Below are 18,701 nucleotides of genomic sequence, written 5' to 3'. Positions count from 1 at the left end.
GACTATAACGCCACCAATTTGCGCCGCGACCAGAGGGGAATCCCATGCCGAAGAGAACAGACATCTCGTCCATCCTCATCATCGGCGCAGGCCCCATCATCATCGGGCAGGCCTGCGAATTCGACTATTCGGGCGCTCAGGCGTGCAAGGCGCTGCGCGAAGAGGGCTACCGGGTCATCCTGGTGAACTCGAACCCCGCCACGATCATGACCGATCCGGGGCTGGCCGACGCGACCTATATCGAGCCGATCACTCCCGAGGTCGTCGCCAAGATCATCGAGAAGGAACGCCCCGACGCGGTGCTGCCGACGATGGGCGGCCAGACCGGCCTGAACACCGCGCTTGCGTTGGCCGACATGGGCGTGCTGGAGAAATTCGGCGTCGAGCTGATCGGCGCGAACCGCGACGCCATCGAGATGGCGGAAGACCGCAAACTCTTCCGCGAGGCGATGGACCGGCTGGGCATCGAGAACCCGAAAGCCACCATCATCACCGCGCCGAAACGCGAAGACGGCCGTTTCGACATCAATGAAGGCGTGCGCCAGGCGCTGGTCGAGCTGGAGCATATCGGCCTGCCCGCGATCATCCGCCCCGCCTTCACTCTGGGCGGCACCGGCGGCGGCGTGGCCTATAACCGCGAGGATTACGAGCGGATCTGCCGTTCGGGCCTCGATGCCTCGCCGATGGCGCAGATCCTCGTCGATGAAAGCTTGCTGGGCTGGAAGGAATACGAGATGGAAGTCGTCCGCGACAAAGCGGATAACGCCATCATCGTCTGCTCGATCGAGAACGTCGATCCGATGGGCGTGCACACGGGCGACTCGATCACCGTGGCGCCCGCGCTGACGCTGACCGACAAGGAATACCAGATCATGCGCAACGGCTCGATCGCCGTCCTGCGCGAGATCGGGGTGGAGACCGGCGGCTCGAACGTGCAATGGGCGATCAACCCCGCCGACGGCCGCATGGTGGTGATCGAGATGAACCCGCGCGTGTCGCGTTCGTCCGCGCTGGCGTCCAAGGCCACCGGCTTCCCGATCGCCAAGATCGCGGCCAAGCTCGCCGTGGGCTACACGCTGGACGAGCTCGACAACGACATCACCAAGGTCACCCCCGCTTCCTTCGAGCCGACCATCGACTATGTCGTGACCAAGATCCCGCGCTTCGCCTTCGAGAAATTCCCCGGCTCCAAGCCGGAACTCACCACCGCGATGAAATCGGTGGGCGAGGCGATGGCGATCGGCCGCACCTTCCATGAATCGGTGCAAAAGGCGCTCGCCTCGATGGAGACCGGCCTCACCGGCTTCGACGAGATCGAGATCCCCGGCGCTCCCGACAAGGCCGCGGTCGTCAAGGCGATCTCGGCCCAGACCCCCGACCGGATGCGGCTGATCGCTCAGGCGATGCGTCACGGGCTCACCGATGACGAGATCCAGCATGCGACGTCGTTCGACCCCTGGTTCATCGACCGGATCCGCGAGATCGTCGACACCGAGGCCGAACTGCGCAAGACCGGCCTGCCGCTCGACGAGAAGGGCCTGCGCAACCTCAAGATGATGGGCTTCACCGATGCGCGTCTGGCCAAGCTCACCGGCCGCGACGAGGCGCAGGTGCGCCGCGCGCGCCGCAATCTCGGCGTCACCGCCGTCTTCAAGCGGATCGACACCTGCGCGGCCGAATTCGAGGCGCAGACGCCCTACATGTATTCGACCTACGAAGCCCCCGCGATGGGCGACGTCGAATGCGAGGCGCGTCCCTCCGACCGCAAGAAGGTGGTGATCCTCGGCGGCGGCCCGAACCGGATCGGTCAGGGGATCGAGTTCGACTATTGCTGCTGTCACGCCTGTTTCGCGCTCACCGATGCGGGCTACGAGACGATCATGGTCAACTGCAACCCCGAGACCGTCTCGACCGATTACGACACCTCGGACCGCCTCTATTTCGAACCGCTCACGCTCGAGCATGTTCTGGAGATCCTGCGGGTGGAGCGCGACAATGGCACGTTGCACGGCGTGATCGTGCAGTTCGGTGGCCAGACGCCCCTGAAACTCGCCAACGCGCTCGAAGCCGAGGGCATCCCGATCCTCGGCACCACGCCCGACGCAATCGACCTCGCCGAAGACCGCGAGCGCTTCCAGGACCTGCTCAACCGGCTCGAGCTCAAGCAACCGGTCAACGGGATCGCGCATTCCGACGCCGAGGCCTTCGAGATCGCGGGCCGCGTCGGCTACCCGCTGGTGATCCGCCCCTCCTATGTGCTGGGCGGGCGCGCGATGGAGATCGTGCGCGACCTCGACCACCTCAAGCGCTATATCCGTGACGCGGTCGTCGTCTCGGGCGACAGCCCGGTCCTGCTCGACAGCTACCTGTCCGGAGCGATCGAGGTCGATGTCGATGCGCTGTGCGACGGCAAGCGCGTCCATGTCGCGGGCATCATGCAGCATATCGAGGAAGCGGGCGTCCATTCGGGCGACTCCGCCTGCTCGCTGCCGCCCTACTCGCTCAGCCCCGAAACCGTGGCCGAGCTGAAGCTGCAGACCGAGAAACTCGCGCTCGGCCTCAACGTGGTCGGCCTGATGAACGTGCAATTCGCGATCAAGGATGGCGAGATCTACGTGCTCGAGGTCAACCCGCGCGCCTCGCGCACCGTCCCCTTCGTCGCGAAAGCGACCGACTCGGCGATCGCCTCGATCGCGGCGCGCCTGATGGCGGGCGAAACCCTCGACACCTTCCCGGCGCGCGCGCCCTATCCCGAGGGGGTCGGCCCCGACACGCCGCTGCCCTTCGCCGACCCGCTGACGCTGGCCGATCCGCAGACGCCGTGGTTCTCGGTCAAGGAAGCGGTCCTGCCGTTCGCGCGCTTCCCCGGCGTCGACACGCTGCTGGGCCCGGAGATGCGCTCCACCGGCGAGGTGATGGGTTGGGATCGCGACTTCCCGCGCGCCTTCTGGAAGGCGCAGCTTGGCGCGGGCACGGTGCTGCCCGAAAGCGGCCGCGTGTTCTTCTCGATCAAGGATTCCGACAAGTCGGACGAGCTGGCGCAGGCCGCACGCGACCTGATCGAGATGGGCTTCTCGATCATCGCGACGAACGGCACCGCGAAATGGCTGGCCGGTCACGGGGTCGAGGCGGAACCAGTCCTCAAGGTCTATGAGGGCCGTCCGAACATCGTGGACCGTCTGAAGAACGACGATGTCGATCTCGTCTTCAACACCACCGATGGCAGCCAGGCGATCTCCGACAGCCGCGACATCCGCGCCGTCGCGCTCTATGACAAGATCCCCTACTTCACCACGGCCGCGGCCTCGATCGCGGCGGTGGCGGCGATCAAGAGCGCCAAGGACGGCGAGGTGAACGTCCGCTCGCTGCAATAAGAAGCCTCGAGCGTCCCGAAACGAACGGCCCGCCGGGATCACTCCGGGCGGGCCGTTTTCGTTTGATGCCCAATGCAGGGCCTCATGCCCGTTGCACGCGCGCGGCGAGCCAGCCCTCCCAGGCGGCAGGCGATCCGGCGAAGGCGTTCATGTCCACCGTGCCGGGCACGCCGGGCACGACGCCCGTGCCGCTATACTGCCAGAAGCTCCAATCCGCACCGGGATAGTTGTCGAGCGGGTGCCCTGCGACCGAACGCAGCCAGAATTCATGCCCCGCGAACCGCCGCAGGCCCGCGTCGCGCCAGAAATCGACCGTCGTGTAGATGATCGGCCGGGTTCCGTAATGCGCGGTGAGGATGGCGAGGAAACGGCGCATCTCGGCCTGCACCTGATGGGCGGACGGGCGCCGGCGACAGCTCGGTGATGTGTGGTTCCACTCGATATCGAGCACCGGCGGCAGGTCCCCCGCGCGCGCCGGCACGTTGCGGATGAACCAGCGCGCCTGATCTTCGGCGGGGCGGCAGAAATAGTAGAAGTGATAGGCACCCACCGGGATCCCGGCCGCCCGCGCCCGATGGGCGTTGACCGAAAAGCCCGGATCGACGTGATCGCCGCCCTCGGTCGCCTTGAGCCAGGCAAAGGAGACCCCCGCCGCCCGGGCGCGGCGCCAGTCGATCTCGCCCTGATAGCGTGCGGCGTCGATCCCGTGCACCGGCAGTTGCGCGGGCGCGAGCCCCTCCCAGTCATGCGGATCGGTATCGCCGAAACGCGCGGGGATGCCGGCTGCGCGGTAATTCGAGGCGGCGAGCGTCGAAGGGCGCATCAGACGGGCCTGCTTGCCCTTGGGCGCGCCGCAGCCCGCCAGCGTCAGCGCCAGCCCCGAGAAGACCGCCCGTCGCGATATCGCCATGCTCACCTCCGCGTGATAGGCCACCAGCCTCTCATGCGAAGGCCCGGCTGTCATCCGTGACAACCGGGCCTCGCACGGCATCGGCGGAGCCTTGCCGGGGGTCAGTCGGATCAGGCCTTCGCGGCCTCCAGCTCGTCCCAGCAGGCGAGCGCATGCCCGGCATACATCACGCCGGGACCGCCCCCCATCTGGATCGCCATCGCGAGCACGTCGCCCAGTTCCTCGCGCGACCCGCCCGCCTTCATGAGCGCCTCGACATGGAACATGATGCAGGGCTCGCAGCGCAGCACGACCGCCATGCCGAGCGCGATGAATTCCTTCTGCTTGACGTCGAGCGGACCGTTCTCCTTCACCGCCTTCGACAGCACGCCGAACCCCGCCGTCGCCTCGGGGATGGTCTTGTTCATCACCCGCAATTCGTTGCGCATCTCGGTGATCTTGGCCTTGTAGCTCATGTCGGTCTCCTTATCCGTCCTTGCCCACGACGTGCCATGACGCGCGCGGGGCAGCCTTGACCTGCATCAAGCAGACGGCGCCCTGCAGGGTCTTCCCGAGGTTCGATACCGGGGCGCCCCCTCCCCCGTTCAGCCGTCCACGCGGATGCGCGCATTGCTCGGGTCGTGCGGGCTGTCCTCGGTCACCACCGCATCCCATTCCTTCAGCTGGATCTTCACCTTCAGCTTGGTGCCGGGCTCGGCCAGATCGGGGCGGACATAGCCCATGCCGATCTGACGCCTGAAGGCCACCGACCAACCGCCCGAGGTCAGGCGCCCGACCTTCTCGCCGTTGAGCATGATCGCCTCCTTGCCCCAGGGATCGGTATCCTCCGGCCCGTCGATCAGCAGCGTGACGCATTTGCTGCGAATGCCGGTCTCCAGCATCGCCTGCTTGCCGGTGAAGTCCTTGTCGAGGTCGATGAAGCGGTCGACGCCCGCCTCCATCGGGGTCGCGTCGCGGCCCAGTTCATTGCCGAAGGCGCGGTAGCTTTTCTCCTGACGCAGCCAGTTCTGGGCGCGCGCGCCCACCAGCTTCATCCCGTGTTTCGCGCCTGCCGCGATCAGCAGGTCCCAAAGGTAGCGCGACATCTCGATCGGATGATGCAGTTCCCAACCCAGCTCGCCGGTATAGGCCACGCGCACCGCACGCACCGGGCACATGCCCAACTCGATATTGCGCATCGACAGCCACGGGAAGCGCTTGTTCGACAGCACCGTCTCGGGTTCTGCATCCTTCACGATCTCCTGCAGGATCGCCCGCGCATTCGGCCCCGCCAGCGCGAAGACGCCCCATTGCGTCGTGATGTCGTGGCAATCGACATAATCGCCGCCCGCGGCGCGGAAATCCTCGATCGAGCGACGCAGGAAGTCCCCGTCGTAATCGGCCCAGGCCCCGGCCGAAATCAGGTAATACTCGTCCTCGGCCAGCCGCACGATCGTGTATTCGGTGCGCGTGGTGCCCGCTTCGGTCAGCGCGTAGGTAAGGTTGATCCGGCCGACTTTCGGCAGCTTGTTGCAGGTGAACCGGTCGAGGAACTCGGTCGCGCCGGGGCCGCGCAGGAGATGCTTGGCGAAGGCGGTCGCGTCGATCAGGCCCGCCGTGGTACGGACGGCTTCGGCCTCGGCCCTGGCATATTGCCACCAGCCGCCCCGGCGGAAGCTGCGCGCATCATGGTCGAAACCGGCGGGCGCGTCCTTCGGGCCGAAATAGTTCGGGCGTTCCCAGCCATTCACCTGCCCCATCTGAGCCCCCGCCGCGATCTGACGGTCGTAGTTCGGCGCGGTGCGCAGCGGGCGGCAGGCTTCGCGCTCCTCGTCGGGGTGGTGCAGGATGAAGACGTGCTCGTAGCACTCCTCGTTCTTGCGCGCGGCATATTCGGTCGTCATCCAGTTGCCGTAGCGTTTGGGATCGAGGCTCGCCATGTCGATCTCGGCCTCGCCCTGCGTCATCATCTGGGCGAGGTAATAGCCGGTGCCGCCCGCCGCCGTGATGCCGAAGCTGAACCCTTCGGCCAGCCACATGTTGCGCAGCCCCGGCGCGGGACCGACCAGAGGATTGCCGTCGGGCGTGTAGCAGATCGGGCCGTTGAAATCGTCCTTCAGCCCCACCGTTTCCGAGGTCGGGATGCGGTGGATCATCGACATGTATTCTTCCTCGATCCGCTCGAGGTCGAGCTGGAACAGGTCGGCGCGGAAGCTCTCGGGCACGTCATAGAGGAAGCGCGCGGGGGCGTTGCGTTCATAGGGGCCAAGGATCCAGCCGCCGCGCTCCTCGCGGACATACCATTTGGCGTCGGCATCGCGCAGGACGGGGTGCTCGGGGTTGCCTTCGGCGCGCCATTTCACCAGCGCCGGATCGGGTTCGGTCACGATATACTGGTGCTCGACCGGGATCGCGGGGATCTTGATGCCCAGAAGCCGCGCGGTGCGCTGCGCGTGGTTTCCGGTGGCGGTGACGACATGTTCGGCCGTCACCTCGATCAGCTCGCCCGAGGGCACGAGCCGGTTGCCCTTCTCGACCATCTTCTCGAGCGTGACGACCCATTCCGAGCCGGTCCACCGATAGGCGTTGACCTGCAGCTTGCGCACGATCTCCGCGCCGTGCTGGCGCGCGCCCTTGGCCATCGCCTGGGTCACGTCGGCGGGGTTGATATAACCGTCCCGCGGGTGAAACAGCGCGCCCTTGAGATCCTCGGTGCGCAGCAGCGGCCAGCGTTCCTTGATCTGCGCCGGGGTGAGAAACTCGTGATAGACGCCCGCCGTCTCGGCCACCGACGAATAGAGCATGTATTCGTCCATGCGTTCATCGGTCTGCGCCATGCGCAGGTTGCCGACAACGGCGAACCCCGCATTCAACCCGGTTTCGGCCTCGAGCGATTTGTAGAAATCGACCGAGTATTTGTGGATATGGGTCGTGGCATAGCTCATGTTGAACAAAGGCAGCAGGCCCGCCGCGTGCCAGGTCGAGCCCGACGTCAACTCGTCGCGTTCGACCAGAAGTGTGTCCCATCCCGCCTTCGCCAGATGATAGGCGATGCCGCACCCGACGGCGCCGCCGCCGACGACCAAAGCTCTGACATGGGTTTTCATCGGCGCTGCCTCCCTGGATATCCGCGCCCAGATTGCCCCGCGAGGGGGCGCGGGCAATCCGTTCGGCGCGACATTCGCGCGACAAAAACGACATTGGGTGCGGAGCGCAGCTCACCGAGGCGCGCCCTTAGCCGTCCTACGCGTCGAAAACCCGCCGGAGAACCGGCTGGCGCCGCGCGCTCGGAGGACGCAACTCGGCCATTCGGCGCGCATTTTCGGCGAGGTTTCGCCGATGGAAGCGCCAGAATTTAATCTATGACATAAACGCTCCCGCTCAATCGCGAAGGCCGGTTTGGTTCCCTCCGAAAAGAGAAATTTTTGTGCGACCTGCTCAGGAACTGGACGGGCGTCAGCCGTGTTTTCCGGTCATCAAATGGCGGCGCCGCCTGCGGGCCTTTTCGCCGCCAGACCGCAACCAAGGGAGACAAGAATGAAGACGCTCGTCACCACCACCGCAATCGGCCTGATGCTGGCTCTGCCCGTCAGCGCCGAGACCAAGACGAACACCGACATGAAGGCGACGACCTCCACGGATTCGGCGCAGGTCTCCATGCAATCCTCGGCTTCGTCCGACGTGTTCTTCAAGACCATTCCGCATTCGCTCAACGCCTCGAACCTGATCGGCAAGCGCGTCTATGTCTCGGAGAAGGCCATGGACCCGAGCCAGCCCGTCAAGGCCTCGGAGCAGGACTGGAACGACATCGGTGAAGTCAGCGACGTCGTGATCGGCATGGACGGCAGCGTCGACGCCGTGCTCGTCGACGTGGGCGGCTTCCTCGGCATCGGCGAGAAAACCGTCGCGATCTCGATGGACACGCTGTCGCTGATTCCCGACGGCAATTCCGACCACGAATATTTCGTCGTCGTGAAGGGCAGCAAGGACATGCTCGACCAGGCACCGGCCTATGAAGGCAACAAGGATGGCATCTGGACCGACGCGAATGCGAACGCGTCCATGAACGCCGACGGCTCGGCCGCTGTCGATACCGCCGCGCAGAAGATGGACAACGCGGGCGACAACGCCAAGCAGGCCGCCTCGGATGCGACCGACGAGGCCAAGCAGATGGCCACCGACGCCGCGCAGCAGACCCAGAACGCCGCCGATGCGACCGGCCAGAAGGTGAAGGACGCCGCGAATGACACCGGCGCCGCGATGAAGAACGCTGCGGACAACACCGGCGAAGCGATGAAGGATGCCGCGAACACCACCGGCGAAGCCGCGAAGAACGCCGCGAACGAGACCGGCAGCGCGATCGACAACGCCGTCGACAGCACCGCTGCCGCCGTCGGTCAAGTCGGTCAGGCCGACGCCGCGAACGGCCAGAAGGTCGACATCGCTTCGGTCGATCCCGACGCCCTGCGTGGTGAAGGCATCTATGGCCCGAACGACGACAAGGTCGGCGACGTGTCGGAACTCGTTCAGGGTACTGACGGCAAGATCGAAGGCGTGGTGATCGATGTGGGTGGCTTCCTCGGCATCGGCGCGAAGCCAGTCGAGATCAAGGCCGACCAACTCACCGTGCTGAAGAACGACACCTCGATCACCGTTCATACCAACCTCACCGAAGAGCAGCTCAAGAAGTTGCCGAAATATGAAGGCTGATCGAATCCTGTGACGGAGAGCGGGGCACATCGCCCCCAGGAGGACGGCCCCGGGCTTACGCTCGGGGCCGTTTTCGCGTCAGGTCATCGAGGGCACCACGAGATCCGGCGGACGGTGCCCATCGGCGAAGGTCTTGATGTTCACCAGCACCTTCTCGCCCATCTCGATACGGCCCTCGACCGTGGCCGAGCCCATATGCGGCAGCAGAACGACATTGGGAAGCTCGCGCAAACGCGGATTGATCTCGTGGCCATGCTCGAAGACGTCGAGCCCCGCCCCCGCAATCTCACGCGCCCGCAGCGCCCGCGTCAGCGCATTCTCGTCGATCACCTCACCGCGCGAGGTATTCACGATCACAGCCTCGGGCTTGAGCATCTTCAGCCGGCGCGCATTGAGCAGGTGGAACGTGGAGGGCGTGTGCGGACAGTTCACCGAGATCACGTCCATCCGGCTCACCATCTGGTCGAGACTGTCCCAATAGGTTGCCTCCAACTCGGCCTCGATATCCGGGTGGACCTTCTTGCGGTTGTGGTAATGGATCTGCATCCCGAAGGCGCGGGCCCGCCGGGCCACCGCCTGCCCGATCCGCCCCATCCCGAGAATCCCCAGCCGCTTGCCGCCGATCCGGTGCCCGAGGAAGGAGGTCGGCGCCCAGCCCTCCCAGTCGCCCGCCTGCATATGTGCGAGCCCCTCGGGAATGCGCCGGGTCACCGCAAGCATCAGCGCGATCGTCATGTCGGCCGTGTCCTCGGTCACCACGCCGGGCGTGTTCGAGACTAGGACCCCGCGCTGGCGTGACGATGACACGTCGATGTGATCGACCCCTGCCCCGTAATTCGCGATCAGTTTCAGCTTCTCGCCCGCTTGCGCCACCATGGTCGCGTCGATCCGGTCGGTCACGCAAGGCACCAGCACATCGGCCCGCTTCATCGCATCCACGAGTTCGTCACGGCTCATCTTGTGATCGTCGTGATTGAGCTCGACATCGAACAATTCCTTCATCCGGGTCTCGACAGCCTCGGGCAGGCGTCGCGTCACGACAACACTCAGGCGCAGTGCGGGCATCGGGGGCCTCTCCTCTCTTCCATCGCTCGGGTCTTGGGTGCAAAGTGCCCATCAAAGCGGGCAGGCACAAGGCCCCGACAGAGCAGGAATGCCCCGAAAAGGCACCGGTGCGCAACATTATTGCGCGGCAATCTCGCCGCGTCGCTGCGCAAGGCCCGACGGGCAAGCGATGAGGCGAGACATGACAGGCGGCAAGATCATCCTCGCAGCGGTTTCCGGCATCGCGATTCTCGCGGCCGCCGTCTGGAGCGTCTCCGGCGCGAATGCGACGGCGGGGGCCAAGGCGCCACCCACGACCGCCCCTCCCCCCGCGGCGGCAGCCGGGAAAACCGCGAGCACGGCGGTCTCCGACACGTCCCAGATCCAGCTCGTGACGCCGACCAAGCGCGGCCCCGTGACCCATCTGCCGCTGCCCCGCTATGTCTCGCTCAAGGGATCGCGCGGCAATGCGCGGCGCGGCCCCTCGCTCTCGCATCGCATCGACTGGGTCTTCACCCATCCCGGCATGCCGCTGAAGGTGACCGCCGAATACGGCCATTGGCGCCGCGTCGAGGACAGCGAGGGACAGGGCGGCTGGATCCATTACTCGCTGCTCTCGGGCGTGCGCCGCGTGATCGTGACGCAGGACATGGTCGCGCTTCATTCCCGGCCGGACGAGAAATCGGAAGTCACCGCCAAGGCCCAGCTCGGCGCGATCGCCCGGCTGGGCGCTTGCAATCACGCCTGGTGCGAGATCGAGGCCTCGGGCGCGGATGGCTGGCTGCCCAAGACCGATCTCTGGGGCGTCGATCCGGACGAAGTGCGTGACTGAGCCAACCCGTCTGCGCTAGAGGGAGGGCGCGACGGAACGGACGACGGGACCATGGCATACAACGACGCAGAAAACCGGATGAACATCTCGGCCGGCCTCGCCTCGGTGGCGACGGCGGGCGTGCTGGTGGGGCTCAAGGCCTGGGCGCTGTGGCAGACCGGAGCGCTCTCGGTGGGCGCATCGCTGGCCGACAGCGCGGTCGACCTGCTGATCTCGGCCGCAGGCCTGATCGCGATCCTCTACGCCCAGAAACCGGCCGATGACGATCACGCCTTCGGCCACAGTTCGGCCGAGGATCTCGCGGCCCTCGGTCAGGCGCTGATCGTCCTCGGCTCGGCAGCCGCCATCGGCCTCGCCGCGATCCGCCGTCTGGTCTCCGCCAGCCCGCCGGACCTTGCTTCCGAAGGCATGGGCATCAGCGTCATGATCGCCTCCGCGCTGATCACGGCGGCGCTGATCTGGTGGCAGAGCCGGGTCGCGATCCGCACCGGCAACAAGGTCGTCGCCGCCGACCGGATGCATTACGTGGGCGATCTGCTGCCCACGCTGGGCGCGATCCTCGCGCTCTGGCTGTCGCATGATTTCGGCTGGCATGCCGCCGACAGCATCGTCGCCCTGATCGCAGCGGCGCTGATGCTTGCGGGGGCGGGCCGGATCGGATCGGAGGCCTGGAACGCGCTGATGGACCGCGCCGCCCCCGACGAGGTGGTCGAGGGCATCGCTGCGATCGCCCGCGACTGGCCCGGCGTGCGCGGCTACCACGACCTCAAGACCCGCACCGCCGGGGCGCAGGTCTTCGTCAACCTCCATATCGAGCTCGATGGCGACCAGACGCTCGAGGAGGCGCATGAGATCGGCGCCGCGCTCAAACGCGCGATCATCGAGGCCTACCCGCAGGCCGATGTCATCATCCACAAGGATGTCTGGCGCGGCTGAGGCCCAGGGGGCGCGGCCCCCTCCGTCGCCGGATGGCGACATCTGACGGTCGAATTGGGGGCGCGGCCCCCGCTGCCTGCGGCAGCCCCCCCGGGATATTTCGGGCATTTGGAAGCAAGCACACCCCCTTCCAAATGCTTCAAATATCCCCGCCGGAGGCTCCCCAGGGCCACCACGGGCTCAGGCCGGGGGATCGAGCAGCCCCCGCCCTTTCAGAAGCGGTTCGACGCCCGGCATCTTGCCGCGAAACGCCGTGTAGAGCGCCTCGGGCGGACGCGAATTGCCTGCCGAGAGGATATGCCGCTCCAGCTTCGCCGCAGCGTCGGGATCGAAGGGATCGCCCGCTGCCTCGAAGGCCTCGAAGGCATCGGCATCCATCACCTCGGACCACATGTAGCTGTAATAGCCCGCCGAATAGCCGTCGCCCGAGAAGACATGGGCGAAATGCGGCGTCGCATGGCGCATCCGGATCGCGCGCGGCAGGCCGATATCGGACAGGACCTCGGCCTGTCTGGCCATCGGGTCCTCGGGCGCGGCCCCTTCGTGGAACGCGAGATCGACCAGCGCGGAGGCGAGGTATTCGACCGTCGCGAAGCCCTGATCGAAATTGGCCGCCCCCTTGAGCTTGGCGCGCAGCCCCTCGGGCATCGGCGCGCCGGTCTCGTGGTGGCGCGCATGCCGTTCGAGCACCTCGGGAACGTCGAGCCAATGCTCGTAGAGCTGGCTCGGCAATTCCACGAAATCGCGCGCGACGGACGTGCCCGACAGGAACTGATAGGTCACGTCCGACAGCATCTGGTGCAGCGCGTGGCCGAATTCATGAAACAGGGTGCGCGCGTCGTCATGGCTGAGCAGCGCCGGCTCGCCTTTCGCGAAGTTGCAGACATTGACCACGATCGGCACCGGCGCGCCGCCATGCTTGCGCTGCGAACGGATCGCCGAACACCAGGCGCCCGAGCGCTTCGAGCCGCGCGCGAAGTAATCCCCGAGGAAGACCGCGATCACCTTGCCGGCGCGCGACACTTCCCATCCGCGCACGTCGGGATGATAGAAGGGCCCGTCGAGCTCGGTGAATTCCAGCCCGAAGAGCCGGTTCGCCGTATCGAAGGCCGCGCCGATCATCGCGTCGAGCGAGAGATAGGGCTTGATCTGCCCTTCGTCGAAATCATGCTCGGCCACCCGGCGCTTCTCGGCATAGTAGCGCCAGTCCCAGGGCTCCAGATCGCCGTTGATCCCCTCCGCGCGCATCATCTCGGTGAGCTTGGCGGCATCGGCCTCGGCGGCAGCTTTCGCGGGCGCCCAGACCCGCATCAGCAGATCGCGCACCGCGTCGGGCGTCTTCGCCATTTCCGGCTCGAGCTTGTAGGCGGCGAAGCTGTCATATCCCAGGAGCGTCGCCCGTTCCGCCCGCAGGCTCAGGATCTCGGCCGCGATCGCGCGGTTGTCGGTTTCGCCGCCATTCGCACCGCGCGCCGCCCAGGCCTCGTAGGCGATCCGGCGCAGCTCGCGGTCGGGCGAGAATTGCAGGAAGGGCACGATGAGCGAGCGCGACAGCGTCAGCACCGGACGGTCCTGCCCGCGCTCGCGCCCGGCCGCGCGCGCGGTATCGACGACGAAATCGGGCAGCCCTTCGAGATCCGCCTCCGAAAGCGGGTGGTACCAGTCGCGCTCATCGGCGAGCAGGTTCTGGCTGAACTGCGTGGTGATCGTCGCGAAGCGCTGCTTGATCTCGCGCATCCGTGCCGCCTGCTCCCCGTCGAGCGCCGCGCCCGCGCGCGTGAACATCCGATGGTAGAGCTCGAGCAGGCGCGCCTGCTCCTCGGTCAGCGCCAGTTCCGCGCGCTCCTGCCAGAGCGCATCGATCCGCGCAAACAGCGCCTTGTTCATCGTCACTTCCGAGGAGAACGCCGCCAGCTGCGGCGCGAGTTCGCGCATCAGGGCCTCGCGCGCAGGCGTCGCATCCGCGCCCGCGAGATTGTAGAAGACGCCGGCCACGCGATCGAGCGCTTCCTCGGCCAGTTCCAGCGCCTCGATCGTGTTCGCGAATGTCGGCGGGGCGGGATCGTCCGCGATCGCCGCGACATTGGCCCGCGCCTCGGCCAGCGCGGCAGCGAAGGCGGGCGCGAAATCCGCGTCCGAAATTTCGGTGAAGGGCGGCAGTTCGTGGCGGCCGGTCCAGTCGGCCAGAAGCGGGTTGGTCATGCGCAGGTCTCCTTTGGAAAAGAAGCTAGGTCCGCCCCGCGCGAAATTCCATCCCCCCTCAATGCGCGCCGCCGCAGACCGCGCATTCGGCGCGCCGTTTCACGGTGATCTGCCGGCTTTCGCCCCAGAGCGCGTCATAGATCATCAGCCGGCCGCGGGCCGAGGCGCCCGCCCCGGTGATCTCCTTGATCGTCTCGGCGGCCATCATCGCCCCCACCACGCCCGGGAGCGCGCCCACCACCCCGGCCTCGGCGCAGGACGGCGCGAGCCCGGGAGCGGGCGCTTTCGGGAAGACACAGGCATAGCAGGGCGCGTCGCGCGCCGGATCGTAGAGCGAGAGCTGCCCCTCCCATTGCGTGATCGCGCCCGAGATCAGCGGCCGCTCCGTCGCGACGCAGGCCGCGTTGACCATGTAGCGGGTGTCGAAATTGTCGGATCCGTCGATCACCAGATCATAATCCGCGATCAGCGCCCGGGCCTCTTCGGGGCCGAGCCTCCGGTGATAGGGACGCACCTCGATATGCGGGTTGAGCGCGAGCATCGCCTTTTGCGCGGAGAAGACCTTCGGCATCCCGATATCGGCATCGCGGTGGATGACCTGCCGTTGCAGGTTCGAGTTCGACACCACGTCATCGTCGATCACCCCGATCCGCCCGACCCCGGCCGCGGCGAGATAGAGGAGCACCGGCGCGCCGAGCCCGCCCGCACCGATCACCAGAACCTTCGCCTGCTTGAGCTTCTTCTGCCCCGGCCCGCCGATCTCGCGCAGCATGATATGGCGGGCATAGCGATCGAGTTCGGCTTCGGAAAAGCCCCCACCCGGCTTTGCCCCGGCAGCGGGCTCGGGCGTCACGGCCCGTGTGCGGATCGCGCGCAAAAGCGCGCTATAGGCCCGCACCAGCACCGCGATCACCCCCAGGCCGATCCAAGCGGCGAGCGAGCCGCCGAGGAGCCGGCCCAGGGGCGCGAAGCCCGCCACCGGAAGATGAGCGATCACGAGCCCGAGCCAGACCAGCGCCAGCATCGTCCAGACCGCACGGATCGAGGCCTTCAACACAAGCCCCAGCCCGGCGACCGCCCCCAACAGCAACAGACCCAGCATCGCTCACGCCTTTCCGGTCGAGCCGAACCCGCCGGCGCCACGGTCGGTATCGCTCAGCGCGTCCGATAGCTCGAACCCGGCCTGCAGGACCGGCGCGATGACTGCCTGCGCGATGCGCGCGCCATGCTCGATCAGATAGGGTTCGCGGCCCAGATTGATCAGCAGCACCCCCAGCGGCCCGCGATAATCGGCATCGATCGTGCCGGGCGTGTTGGCGAGGCTGATCCCGTGCTTGAAGGCGAGACCCGAGCGCGGCCGGATCTGCATCTCGAAGCCGCGCGGGATCTCGATGCGCAGCCCGGTGGGTACGATCGTGCGTTGCATCGGGTAGAGCGTGACCCCGGCCTTTCGGTCCTCGGGCGGCAGGTTCGCGCGCAGATCCGCGCCCGCCGCATCGGCCGTCTCGTAACGCGGCAGGGCGATCTCCGGATCGGCCCAATCCTCGCGCAGAACCCTGATGATCGGTGTGGTCAACTCGTTCTCCCTGCCCGCGATCCGCACGGGCGTCACTTGCGGGGGCCTCCGGCGGGGGTATTTTCGTCCAGGTGAAGAACGGATCCCGGCTTCACCTGGATGCAAATACCCTCCGCGAAGCGTCCCTCATTTTCCGTTCGCGCCGAGCGCCCGGGCGATGCGCGCGGCGAGCCTGCGCGCAACCTCGGCCTTGTCCATCCGGTCCCAGCGTTCCGCGCCCGAGGAGTCGATGATCGTCACCGCGTTCTCGCGCCCGCCCATCACGCCGCTTTCGGGGCTCACATCATTCGCCACGATCCAGTCGCAGCCCTTGCGGGCGCGCTTCTCGGCGGCATGGCGCTCGACCTCGTGGGTCTCGGCCGCGAAGCCGACGACAAGCTGGGGGCGCCCGGCCTTCCTCTGCGACACGGTCGCGAGGATGTCGGGGTTCTCGGCGAATTCGAGCGCGGGGGCCGCGCCCGAGCCATCTTTCTTCATCTTCCGCGCCGCGGCATTCGCAACGCGCCAATCCGCGACGGCGGCGGCGAAGATCGCGGCATCGGCCGGCAGCGCCGCCTCGACCGCGGCAAGCATCTCGCGCGCGGTCTCGACCCGGACCAGCTCGACGCCCGCAGGCGGCGGGACGGTGGCCGGGCCGGTGACGAAAGTGACGCGCGCGCCGAGATCACGCAACGCGGCGGCCAGCGCCGTGCCCTGCGCCCCCGAGGACCGGTTCGCGATATAGCGCACCGGGTCGATCGGTTCATGGGTCGGCCCGGAGGTGACGAGGATATGGCGGCCGTTCAGCGGGCCCTGCCCGAGCGCGGCCTCGATCGCGGAGAGGATCTCGGCCGGTTCGACCATCCGGCCCTCGCCGAACTCGCCGCAGGCCATGTCGCCGCTGGTCGGACCGGCAAAGAGCACGCCGTCGGATTTCAACGTCGCCACATTGCGCTGCGTCGCGGGATGGTCCCACATCCGGACATTCATCGCCGGGGCGACGAGCACGCGCTTGTCGGTCGCCAGGAGCAGCGTCGAGGCGAGGTCGTTGGCCAGCCCGTTCGCAAGCTTCGCCATCAGATCCGCGGTAGCCGCGACCACGACGACCAGATCGGCCGCGCGCGAAAGCTGGATATGGCCGATCTCGGCTTCATGGGTGAGATCGAAGAGATCGTCATGCACCGCCTCACCCGCGAGCGAGGACAGCGTAAGGGGGGTGACGAATTGCGCTCCCGCCTTGGTCAGGACCGGGCTCACCGAAGCCCCCGCCCCGCGCAGGAGCCGGATCAGCTCGGGCGCCTTGAAGGCCGCGATACCGCCGCCGACGATCAACAGGATGCGTTTGCCCGCAAGCATTTGCCACTCCGCGCAGTTCCCCCTTGGTCTAAGCGGCGGGGGGCGCCGGTGCAAGGATCACTTGAAGGCGGCGCAGGGATCGGGGCGCGGCGTGGGCGGAGAGACGATCCAGAGATCGAAAGGCTGTGCGCCGGGATCGCTGCCCGTCTCCCCCTCGATCTGGCCCAGCGAGAGAACCCTCAGCCCGGGATCGGCCTCGTGGAGCATCGCCGGCACGGCCAGATCGGTGCGCGCATGCCCCGACCCGGTGATCACCGCGACCGGACCGCCGGTGTCGCGATAGGCCTCAAGCGCCACGCGCGCGAAAGCGGCATCGCGGAAGCGCTGCGCGGCGACCATGCCCGGCAGCAGTTCGGGCGGCAGCGCGTTGCAGTGATCGGCCTGCGCCTCTTGCTCGAGGCGTTTCTGCAGCGGGTCGGGATAGGGCCGGTCGAGCCCGAACCGCGCGGCATCCTTGCCGAAAAGCTCGGGCAAGGGCGTCGTCATCGCGGCGCGAACCGTCTCGCGGGGCTGCGCGGCCCCGTAGATCCGGGCGCCGCCCAAGGCCTGAAAGATCGGGTAATAGATCCGGAAATCCGGCCAGCCCGCCGCTTCCCACCCGAGCGCCGCATCGAGCGCCGCTTCGTCTTGCAACAGCGCGGGGGTGACCCGCGCCGCCTGCTCGGGCGAGAGCATCTCGAAGACCACGGCCTTCGGGCTCAGCGCTCGGATCGCGCGGGCCTGATTGAGATGATGCTGGGGATTGTCATGCACCTCCCCGAGCACGACGATATCGCCCGAGAGATGGTCGAGCGCATCGGGCGTGACCTCCTCGGCGAAAGCCGGGAGGGCGAAACACAGGGCGATCAATGCGGTCAGAAGCCTCTTCATACGAAGAAGCTTTGGACCTCGACCTGATGAGTTTCAAGAGATTTGCGCATCTTGCCGAAAGCCTGCGCCTCGAGCTGACGGATCCGTTCCTTCGAAAGACCCAGTTCCTCGCCGAGCGATTCCAGCGTGCGCGGATCGTCGATCAGGCGGCGTTCGGTCACGATGTAGCGCTCGCGATCGGTCAAGGTCTGCATCGCTTCGCCCAGCCAGACCTTCATCGTGTTGCCGTCATGGGACTCGGCCACCGCGTCCTCGGGATTGGCGCCGTCATCCTCGAGGGTCTCGACCCATTCGCGCCCCTCTTCGTCGCTCGATTGCGTCGCGTTGAGCGAGAAATCGGAGCCAGAGAGGCGCCCTTCCATCATCTCGACATCGGCGACCGGAACGCCGATCACCTCGGCGACGCGCTGGCGCAACTGGATCGGGTCGAGGGTCTCGCCTTCCTGCGCCGCTTCGCGCGAAAGCTGGGCCTGAACCCGGCGCATGTTGAAGAACAGCGCCTTTTGCGAGGAGGTCGAGCCGGTACGCACCATCGACCAGTTGCGCATCACGAATTCCTGGATCGAGGCCTTGATCCACCAGACAGCATAGGTGGAGAAGCGCACCCCGCGATCGGGGTCGAACTTGTCGGCGGCTTTCATCAGGCCCAGCGAGGCTTCCTGGATGAGATCGTTCATCGGCGCGCCGTAGCGGCGGAATTTGGAGGCCATCGAGATGGCGAGGCGCATATAGGCGGTGACCAGACGGTGAAGCGCCCTCTCGTCGCGATTGTCCCGCCATGCCCGGGCAAGTTCCGCTTCGGTTTCCGCATCGAGGAACTCGGCCCGCATCGCCTGGCGCGGAAGGGTTTCATCGGTCATACCATCAAGTGCCATTTACCAATCTCCCTGGGTCTTCCGCCCATGTCCGACGCAACCTAATGCGATTGGCTGC

The 18,701-nt window shown here is 66.8% G+C and carries 14 protein-coding genes; 4 read left to right on the top strand and 10 right to left on the bottom strand.

Annotated elements, in window-relative coordinates; translation table 11 throughout:
• The first annotated feature begins 44 nt into the window (after positions 1-44).
• Positions 45-3,374 (top strand): carbamoyl-phosphate synthase large subunit, encoded by a 3,330-nt coding sequence (carB, locus tag DW2_RS01255; RefSeq protein WP_038142718.1) that lies wholly within the window; start codon positions 45-47, stop codon positions 3,372-3,374.
• A gap of 82 nt (positions 3,375-3,456) precedes the next feature.
• On the opposite strand, the gene DW2_RS01250 is transcribed toward carB, so the two are convergent.
• The 3 genes from DW2_RS01250 to DW2_RS01240 all read right to left on the bottom strand — a co-directional run bounded on the left by DW2_RS01250 (position 3,457) and on the right by DW2_RS01240 (position 7,370).
• On the bottom strand, positions 3,457-4,284 hold the full coding sequence (locus DW2_RS01250) for a glycoside hydrolase family 25 protein (protein ID WP_038143405.1): 828 nt from the start codon (positions 4,282-4,284) through the stop codon (positions 3,457-3,459).
• A gap of 110 nt (positions 4,285-4,394) precedes the next feature.
• Positions 4,395-4,739: a carboxymuconolactone decarboxylase family protein gene (locus tag DW2_RS01245; RefSeq protein ID WP_038142710.1), complete on the bottom strand. Its 345-nt coding sequence runs from the start codon at positions 4,737-4,739 to the stop codon at positions 4,395-4,397.
• 129 nt (positions 4,740-4,868) lie between these two features.
• A complete protein-coding gene (locus DW2_RS01240) occupies positions 4,869-7,370 on the bottom strand; it encodes a GcvT family protein (protein ID WP_038142707.1) in 2,502 nt (833 codons plus the stop codon).
• A gap of 430 nt (positions 7,371-7,800) precedes the next feature.
• Here DW2_RS01240 and DW2_RS18910 point away from each other — a divergent pair, with 430 nt between their 5' ends.
• Positions 7,801-8,973, top strand: coding sequence for a PRC-barrel domain-containing protein (locus DW2_RS18910; RefSeq protein ID WP_051855125.1), 1,173 nt, complete (start codon positions 7,801-7,803; stop codon positions 8,971-8,973).
• A gap of 78 nt (positions 8,974-9,051) precedes the next feature.
• Here DW2_RS18910 and DW2_RS01230 read toward each other — a convergent pair whose 3' ends face one another.
• Complete coding sequence (locus DW2_RS01230) at positions 9,052-10,038, bottom strand: 2-hydroxyacid dehydrogenase (RefSeq protein WP_038142704.1); 987 nt, start codon at positions 10,036-10,038, stop codon at positions 9,052-9,054.
• Between the two features lie 181 nt (positions 10,039-10,219).
• Between DW2_RS01230 and DW2_RS01225 the strand changes: the two genes are divergently transcribed.
• Both DW2_RS01225 and DW2_RS01220 read left to right on the top strand, forming a co-directional pair.
• Positions 10,220-10,849 (top strand): SH3 domain-containing protein, encoded by a 630-nt coding sequence (locus tag DW2_RS01225; protein WP_081874797.1) that lies wholly within the window; start codon positions 10,220-10,222, stop codon positions 10,847-10,849.
• Positions 10,850-10,900: 51 nt separating this feature from the next.
• A complete protein-coding gene (locus tag DW2_RS01220) occupies positions 10,901-11,785 on the top strand; it encodes a cation diffusion facilitator family transporter (RefSeq protein ID WP_038142701.1) in 885 nt (294 codons plus the stop codon).
• 180 nt (positions 11,786-11,965) lie between these two features.
• Here DW2_RS01220 and DW2_RS01215 read toward each other — a convergent pair whose 3' ends face one another.
• The 6 genes from DW2_RS01215 to DW2_RS01190 form a co-directional block, all read right to left on the bottom strand.
• Positions 11,966-13,987, bottom strand: coding sequence for a M3 family metallopeptidase (locus tag DW2_RS01215; protein WP_038142700.1), 2,022 nt, complete (start codon positions 13,985-13,987; stop codon positions 11,966-11,968).
• A gap of 58 nt (positions 13,988-14,045) precedes the next feature.
• The gene (locus DW2_RS01210) at positions 14,046-15,089 is read right to left on the bottom strand and encodes a HesA/MoeB/ThiF family protein (RefSeq protein WP_038142699.1); all 1,044 of its coding nucleotides are present in this window, start codon (positions 15,087-15,089) and stop codon (positions 14,046-14,048) included.
• A gap of 3 nt (positions 15,090-15,092) precedes the next feature.
• Positions 15,093-15,563, bottom strand: coding sequence for a dUTP diphosphatase (gene dut / locus DW2_RS01205; RefSeq protein ID WP_038142698.1), 471 nt, complete (start codon positions 15,561-15,563; stop codon positions 15,093-15,095).
• 126 nt (positions 15,564-15,689) lie between these two features.
• Entirely contained in the window at positions 15,690-16,898 is a 1,209-nt protein-coding gene (gene coaBC, locus DW2_RS01200) for a bifunctional phosphopantothenoylcysteine decarboxylase/phosphopantothenate--cysteine ligase CoaBC (RefSeq protein ID WP_038142697.1), read from the bottom strand.
• Between the two features lie 57 nt (positions 16,899-16,955).
• Complete coding sequence (locus DW2_RS01195; RefSeq protein ID WP_038142696.1) at positions 16,956-17,768, bottom strand: ChaN family lipoprotein; 813 nt, start codon at positions 17,766-17,768, stop codon at positions 16,956-16,958.
• Positions 17,765-18,643 carry an RNA polymerase factor sigma-32 gene (locus tag DW2_RS01190; protein ID WP_081874796.1) on the bottom strand — a complete coding sequence of 293 codons (879 nt, stop codon included), beginning with the start codon at positions 18,641-18,643 and terminating at the stop codon, positions 17,765-17,767. Before DW2_RS01190 ends, DW2_RS01195 begins: the two co-directional genes overlap by 4 nt.
• Between the last annotated feature and the right edge of the window lie 58 nt (positions 18,644-18,701).

Origin of the sequence: Thioclava atlantica (assembly GCF_000737065.1) — a bacterium.
Lineage (GTDB): Bacteria > Pseudomonadota > Alphaproteobacteria > Rhodobacterales > Rhodobacteraceae > Thioclava > Thioclava atlantica.
This window is presented reverse-complemented; position numbering and strand designations above follow the sequence as displayed.

What these genes read in the sequence shown, in the direction of transcription:
- DW2_RS01220 (WP_038142701.1), top strand. Translation starts at nt 10,901, where the DNA reads ATGGCATACAACGACGCAGAAAACCGGATGAACATCTCGGCCGGCCTC.
- carB (WP_038142718.1), top strand. Translation starts at nt 45, where the DNA reads ATGCCGAAGAGAACAGACATCTCGTCCATCCTCATCATCGGCGCAGGC.
- DW2_RS01230 (WP_038142704.1), bottom strand. Translation starts at nt 10,038, where the DNA reads ATGCCCGCACTGCGCCTGAGTGTTGTCGTGACGCGACGCCTGCCCGAG.
- DW2_RS01245 (WP_038142710.1), bottom strand. Translation starts at nt 4,739, where the DNA reads ATGAGCTACAAGGCCAAGATCACCGAGATGCGCAACGAATTGCGGGTG.
- DW2_RS01190 (WP_081874796.1), bottom strand. Translation starts at nt 18,643, where the DNA reads ATGGCACTTGATGGTATGACCGATGAAACCCTTCCGCGCCAGGCGATG.
- DW2_RS01240 (WP_038142707.1), bottom strand. Translation starts at nt 7,370, where the DNA reads ATGAAAACCCATGTCAGAGCTTTGGTCGTCGGCGGCGGCGCCGTCGGG.
- DW2_RS01210 (WP_038142699.1), bottom strand. Translation starts at nt 15,089, where the DNA reads ATGCTGGGTCTGTTGCTGTTGGGGGCGGTCGCCGGGCTGGGGCTTGTG.
- DW2_RS01250 (WP_038143405.1), bottom strand. Translation starts at nt 4,284, where the DNA reads ATGGCGATATCGCGACGGGCGGTCTTCTCGGGGCTGGCGCTGACGCTG.
- DW2_RS01195 (WP_038142696.1), bottom strand. Translation starts at nt 17,768, where the DNA reads ATGAAGAGGCTTCTGACCGCATTGATCGCCCTGTGTTTCGCCCTCCCG.
- DW2_RS18910 (WP_051855125.1), top strand. Translation starts at nt 7,801, where the DNA reads ATGAAGACGCTCGTCACCACCACCGCAATCGGCCTGATGCTGGCTCTG.
- DW2_RS01215 (WP_038142700.1), bottom strand. Translation starts at nt 13,987, where the DNA reads ATGACCAACCCGCTTCTGGCCGACTGGACCGGCCGCCACGAACTGCCG.
- DW2_RS01225 (WP_081874797.1), top strand. Translation starts at nt 10,220, where the DNA reads ATGACAGGCGGCAAGATCATCCTCGCAGCGGTTTCCGGCATCGCGATT.
- coaBC (WP_038142697.1), bottom strand. Translation starts at nt 16,898, where the DNA reads ATGCTTGCGGGCAAACGCATCCTGTTGATCGTCGGCGGCGGTATCGCG.